General features: G+C 68.8%; 8 protein-coding genes. 4 read left to right on the top strand and 4 right to left on the bottom strand.

Annotated features, from left to right (window positions below; translation table 11 throughout):
* Positions 1–10 precede the first annotated feature (10 nt).
* The 3 genes from WAL33_RS08515 to WAL33_RS08505 are packed head-to-tail and all read left to right on the top strand — an operon-like array spanning position 11 to position 2,062.
* Entirely contained in the window at positions 11–838 is an 828-nt protein-coding gene (locus tag WAL33_RS08515; protein WP_422180398.1) for a DUF692 domain-containing protein, read from the top strand.
* Entirely contained in the window at positions 831–1,601 is a 771-nt protein-coding gene (locus tag WAL33_RS08510; protein ID WP_422180396.1) for a putative DNA-binding domain-containing protein, read from the top strand. Before WAL33_RS08515 ends, WAL33_RS08510 begins: the two co-directional genes overlap by 8 nt.
* Complete coding sequence (locus WAL33_RS08505; RefSeq protein ID WP_422180394.1) at positions 1,598–2,062, top strand: DoxX family protein; 465 nt, start codon at positions 1,598–1,600, stop codon at positions 2,060–2,062. Before WAL33_RS08510 ends, WAL33_RS08505 begins: the two co-directional genes overlap by 4 nt.
* Before the next feature lie 29 nt (positions 2,063–2,091).
* Here WAL33_RS08505 and WAL33_RS08500 read toward each other — a convergent pair whose 3' ends face one another.
* Together WAL33_RS08500 and WAL33_RS08495 are read right to left on the bottom strand one after the other, a co-directional pair.
* Positions 2,092–2,742, bottom strand: a complete 651-nt coding sequence (locus tag WAL33_RS08500; RefSeq protein ID WP_422180392.1) for a DUF2799 domain-containing protein — start codon at positions 2,740–2,742, stop codon at positions 2,092–2,094.
* Between the two features lie 85 nt (positions 2,743–2,827).
* Complete coding sequence (locus WAL33_RS08495; protein ID WP_422180390.1) at positions 2,828–3,418, bottom strand: tryptophan-rich sensory protein; 591 nt, start codon at positions 3,416–3,418, stop codon at positions 2,828–2,830.
* A gap of 84 nt (positions 3,419–3,502) precedes the next feature.
* On the opposite strand from WAL33_RS08495, the gene WAL33_RS08490 reads away from it, so the two are divergent.
* Complete coding sequence (locus tag WAL33_RS08490) at positions 3,503–4,000, top strand: GNAT family N-acetyltransferase (RefSeq protein WP_422180388.1); 498 nt, start codon at positions 3,503–3,505, stop codon at positions 3,998–4,000.
* Between the two features lie 139 nt (positions 4,001–4,139).
* On the opposite strand, the gene bfr is transcribed toward WAL33_RS08490, so the two are convergent.
* Both bfr and WAL33_RS08480 read right to left on the bottom strand, forming a co-directional pair.
* Complete coding sequence (gene bfr / locus WAL33_RS08485; RefSeq protein WP_422180386.1) at positions 4,140–4,619, bottom strand: bacterioferritin; 480 nt, start codon at positions 4,617–4,619, stop codon at positions 4,140–4,142.
* Between the two features lie 142 nt (positions 4,620–4,761).
* Positions 4,762–4,947 carry a (2Fe-2S)-binding protein gene (locus tag WAL33_RS08480; protein WP_422180384.1) on the bottom strand — a complete coding sequence of 62 codons (186 nt, stop codon included), beginning with the start codon at positions 4,945–4,947 and terminating at the stop codon, positions 4,762–4,764.
* Positions 4,948–5,067 lie beyond the last annotated feature (120 nt).

The following is a 5,067-nucleotide window of genomic DNA, read 5'->3' as shown; positions in this document are numbered from 1 at the left end:
GTTTCGAACCATGCCCCCCACCGCCGGCCTCGGCCTCAAATCGCAGCACTACGCCGAAGCCCTGGCGGCCGAGGATGCGGGCCTGTGGTTCGAGGTCCATCCCGAGAACTACATGGCCGCCGGCGGGCCGCGGCTGCGCTGGCTGGAGGCCATCGGCGCCCAGCATCCGCTGTCGCTGCACGGGGTGGGCCTGTCCCTGGCCGCCGACGCCGATCCTGACCCGGCGCACCTGCTGGCCCTGAGGGCCCTGGTCGATCGGTTCGCGCCGTTCGTGGTCTCCGAGCACCTGGCCTGGAGCACCCATCGCGGCGTCCATCAGCCGGACCTGCTGCCGTTCCCTCGCACCCGCGCGGCGCTGGACCGCATCGCCGCCAATATCGGCCGCACCCAGGACGTGCTTGGACGGACGATCCTGATCGAGAACCCCTCGCTGTACCTGCCGCTGACCGGCCACGACTTCGACGAGACCGATTTCCTGGTCGAACTGACCCGCCGCACCGGCTGCGGCCTGCTGGTGGACGTCAACAACGTGTTCGTCAGCGCCGGCAACCTGGGCTACGCGGCGCAAACCTATCTGGACGCCTTGCCGGCCGAGATCATCGGCGAGATCCACCTGGCCGGCCACGGCGTGGACGAGGGCGGCTCGACCCTGCTGATCGACACCCACGGCGCGCCGGTCGCCGAGCCGGTCTGGGCGCTGTACCGCCGCCTGATCGACCGCGTCGGCCCGCGTCCGACCCTGATCGAGCGCGACGACGACATCCCGGCGTTCGACGTCCTGATGGCCGAGCGGAACCGGGCGCATGGCCTGCTGGTCCGAGAGCTCGCCCATGTCTGAGCTGGGCCAATTCCAGGACGCGTTCGCCACGGCGCTCGCCCAGCGAACATCCGCGCCGATCACCGCCTGGCTGCCGGACGGCGAGGCTGAAGCCGCCGGCCTGGCCGTCTACCGCAACACCATCGCCAAGGGCTGCGTCGACGCCCTGGCCGCCAATTTCCCGACCGTGGCCAGCCTGGTCGGCGACGACTGGTTCCGGGCCGCCGCCGCCCAGTTCGCCCGCGAGCACCCGCCGACCGGCGCGGCGCTGCTGGCCTATGGCGAGGCGTTTGCGGACTGGCTGGAGCGTTTCCCGCCGGCCGGGGACTTGCCCTATCTGCCGGCCATGGCCCGGCTGGACCGGATGTGGACCACCGCCCTGTTCGCGCCCGAGGCCGAGCCGCTGAGGGCCGAGGCCTTCGCCCTGGCGCCCGACGTCCTGGCCGCCGCCCGTCCACGCCTGCATCCCAGCCTGGCCTTCGCCAGGTTCGACAGCGGCTTGCCGGGCCTGTGGCTAGCGGCCCGCGAGCCGGAGCCCGGCGAGATAGAGCTGATTGACGATCCGCAGGCCGTCCTGATCGTTCGCCCAGGCGACGCCGTGCATTGCCGCCTGCTCGACCCGGCAGGCTTCGCCTTCCTGGCCGCCGCCCGTGACGGCGCGAGCCTGGGCGAGGCGATCACCGCCGCGGGGGAGGCCGCTCCGACCGCCGACCTCGCCACCCTTTTCGCCGCCCTGATCGCCGACGGCGTGTTCAGCGGCCTCGACCTTGGAGATCCCGCGTGACCGACCAGAGCCTCGTCCCCGCCCGTCCCTGGAGCCGGCCGTTCGACAGCCTGGCCGTCCTGGCCGACCGCCTCCTGCCCGACGCGGTGCTGACCCTGGTCGCGCGCCTGGGGATCGCCTCGGTGTTCTTCCTGTCGGGACGCACCAAGGTCGACGGGTTTCTGCACATCACCGACGGGACCTATTCGCTGTTCGCCGAAGAGTACGCCCTGCCGCTGATCCCCTCGGACCTGGCCGCGCACCTGGCGACCTATAGCGAGCACCTGTTCTCGATCCTGCTGGTGCTGGGCCTGTTCACCCGGCTATCGGCGCTGGCGTTCCTGGGCATGACCCTGGTGATCGAGGTGTTCGTCTATCCCGACGCCTGGAGCACCCATCTGTCCTGGGCGGCGATCCTGTTGTTCCTGATCGCCAAGGGCGGGGGCAAGTGGAGTCTGGATAGGGTGTTGGGGGTGAGGTGAACACCCTCTCCCAGAGGGAGAGGGCGAAACTACCACCCTCCATACCTCGGCCCGAAGCGATGGCGCAGCTCGTCCACCTCGCGTTCAGCGTCGCGGGCGGCCCATTCGGCGCGGCGGCCGTCCTCCACCGCTTGGCGGCGCTCGCTGCGCAGACGGTTCAGGCGATCGCGCAACTCGTGGGTCTGCTCGTCGTTCAGCTTGGGATTCTTCAGCTCGTCCTCGACGCCGCGCGCCTCGCGGTCACGCTTCTCGGCCCGACGGTCGGCGCTGTCACGGTCCGATTCCGCCTGGCTGAGGCGCGAGACGGCGGCGTGGACAAGCCGGCCGTCGGCATAGCCCATCAGGAAGCCGCGCTCGGGCTCCCGCGGGCAGACCCCGGCGTAGGAATTGCCGCTACGCCCCTCGCTGAAGCCTTGGTCCGGCGTGCAGTAGAACTTCAGCCCCTGGTCGCGGGCCGTGAAATAGAGCGCCGCGTCGGGGACGACCCCTGCCTTGGCGCAGGCCTTGGCGTGCTCGTCGAGGCGGCTTTGCGGGCGTCCGGCCTCGCCGTCCTTCAGACCGACCTTGAACCAGTCGCCCTGCAGGCAGGCCTCCTGGCTCATCGTGGCGCAGCCGGCCAGCGCGGCGACCGTGACGGCGGCTCCCAGAACCCCCCATCTCCGAACCCAAGGACGACGCACGTGAAAACTCCCCGAAGCGTGGCTTGAGGGAAGCTAAGCCTTGGCCGCCTGAACGGCTGCTGAACAGCTGTGAGTCAGCGTTATCTTAATGGACCGTCACGCGGCGGGGGCGTTTCCACAGCTCTTCGGTCAGGGCGTTGGCGAAGCCCAGCCAGCCGAGATAGGGGCTGGAAAAGCCCGAGGCCGGGGCCACCAGCTTGCGGGCCTGCAGCGCATAGGCGGCCGAGGCGGCCAGGGAGGCGGTCGCCGCGCCAAGCTGCCCCCCGACGCGCTTGGCGCCGAGGGCCAACCAGAGGGCGTTGAAGCCCTGGACCAGGCTCCAGAGGGTGAGAGCCCGGGTGCGCGTGGGGCTGGACGGCGCGTTCCAGATACGCAGCCCCGAAAGGGTCATGGCGATGAACAGCGGCGGCAGGATCAGGCTGGTCAGGGCCTTGGGCTGATGGGCGACCGGCTCGTGCATCTCGGCGTAGCCGACCGCATATTCCTCATCGTCGATCATCGCCTCGTGACGGCGGCCCAGCAGGGTCGAGGCCAGGATCGCGCCGCCGGCCAGGGCCAGGCCCAGGATCAGTTGCGCGCCGACGGTGCTGGTCGTGTCGGCCTTCAGGTCCACCTCGAACGACTCGCGGCCGGCGTGAGTCCGCCTCCCGTGGGATTTTCCGTTCGGGATGTGCATGATTGGACTCCTCGCTAAACACGTTTGTAACCCATTTAGCTCCGCCTTGGTTCCAAGGCGGCGAAACGGTTTGAGGGTTTTTCGATGATCGTCTTTCGTCCCGCCCGACCGCAGGAGATCGAGACGATCCGCGCCCTGGAGCGCGTCTCGGCTCAGCGCTTCATCGGCTTGATGGACGCCTTGGCCGGCGACGAGCCCAGCTCGGCGTCGGTGCTGGCGATCCGGATCGCCGACGGCGGCCTGATCGTCGCGGTCGAGGGCGGCGCGGTCGTGGGGTTTGTGATGTTCCGACGGGTCGAGGCGCGGGCCTATGTCGAACAGCTCGACGTGCTGCCCGCCTTCGCCGGCCGGGCGATCGGCGCGGCGCTGCTGGACGAGGTCGCCGAGCGGGCGCGAGCGGCGGGGCTGGACGGCCTGTCGCTGTCGACCTTCCGCGAGGTGCCCTGGAACGCGCCGTACTATCGGCGGCTGGGGTTCGTGGAGGTGGCGGACCTGACGCCGGGGATGCTGGCGATCCGCGAGGAGCACCTGGCGCGTGGGCTGGATGAGGACGCGCGGGTGTTCATGGTGCGGGACGTCTAGATCCTCCCCCCGTGGGGGAGGTGTCGGCGAAGCCGACGGAGGGGGGAGTGATCGGCAAGCTAGCCACCGTCAGGATCAACGACCCTAAAACGCCCCCCACCGATCGCTGCGCGATCGCCTCCCCCACGGGGGGGGAGCTTTAAGCCGGCAGTTCGCCCACGGCGCTTTGCAGGTAGTTCTGCTCGCCCAGGGCCTTCACCAGGCCCAGCTGCATCTCCAGGAAGTCGATGTGCTCCTCGGTGTCGCTGAGGATCTCGCGCAGCAGTTCGCGGCTGACATAGTCGCGGACCTGTTCGCACTGGACGATGCCGGGGATCAGGGTCTCGCGGCCGCCGACCTCCACCGACAGGTCCGAGGCCAGGCATTCGGGCACGGTCTCGCCGATCTTCAGCTTGTGCAGGTCCTGCAGGTTGGGCAGGCCCTCCAGGAAGAGGATGCGGTTGATCAGCTTGTCGGCATGCTTCATCTCGCCGATCGATTCGTCGTAGGTGATCTTGCCCAGGCGCTTGAAGCCCCAGTTGTCGTACATCCGCGCGTGCAGGAAGTACTGGTTCACCGCTGTCAGCTCGTTGGTGAGCACCGCGTTCAAGAGCCGGATGATGCCGGGATCGCCTTGCATGGCGGGACTCCTCAATGAGATTCGCCAGACCGTGATCTATCGCAGGGCGAGCTTCAACCGCTATGTCTGCGAGTGTTTCTCAGCCTCACGGAAAAGCGTGGAATGGGCGAGAGATCGTCCGGTTTCCGAACGCTTTCGCGGCCTATTCGGCGGCGAAGGCCAGGGCTTCGCGGTTGTCCTGGATCATCTGGCGCATCTCGCAGACGCACTTGGCGCACTGGGGCTGGCAACCCTTGTGACGGAACACCTCGGCCGGGCGCGTGGCGCCGGCGTCGATGGCGGCGCGGACTTCCCGCTCGCGAATGCCGTTACAGTTGCAGACGTACAAGGGACCCGCCCCACCGAATGATTGTCATTCTCATGTAGCGGAGGTGGAAGCCTTTTGCAACTGACTCGCAGTGCGACAAACCCCCTCAGTCGCTCCGCGACAGCTCCCCCAGAGGGGGAG

This window comes from Caulobacter sp. (assembly GCF_049283275.1).
GTDB lineage: Bacteria > Pseudomonadota > Alphaproteobacteria > Caulobacterales > Caulobacteraceae > Caulobacter.
The sequence above is the reverse complement of the archived record's forward strand: the minus strand, read 5'-3'. Positions and strand labels throughout refer to the sequence as shown.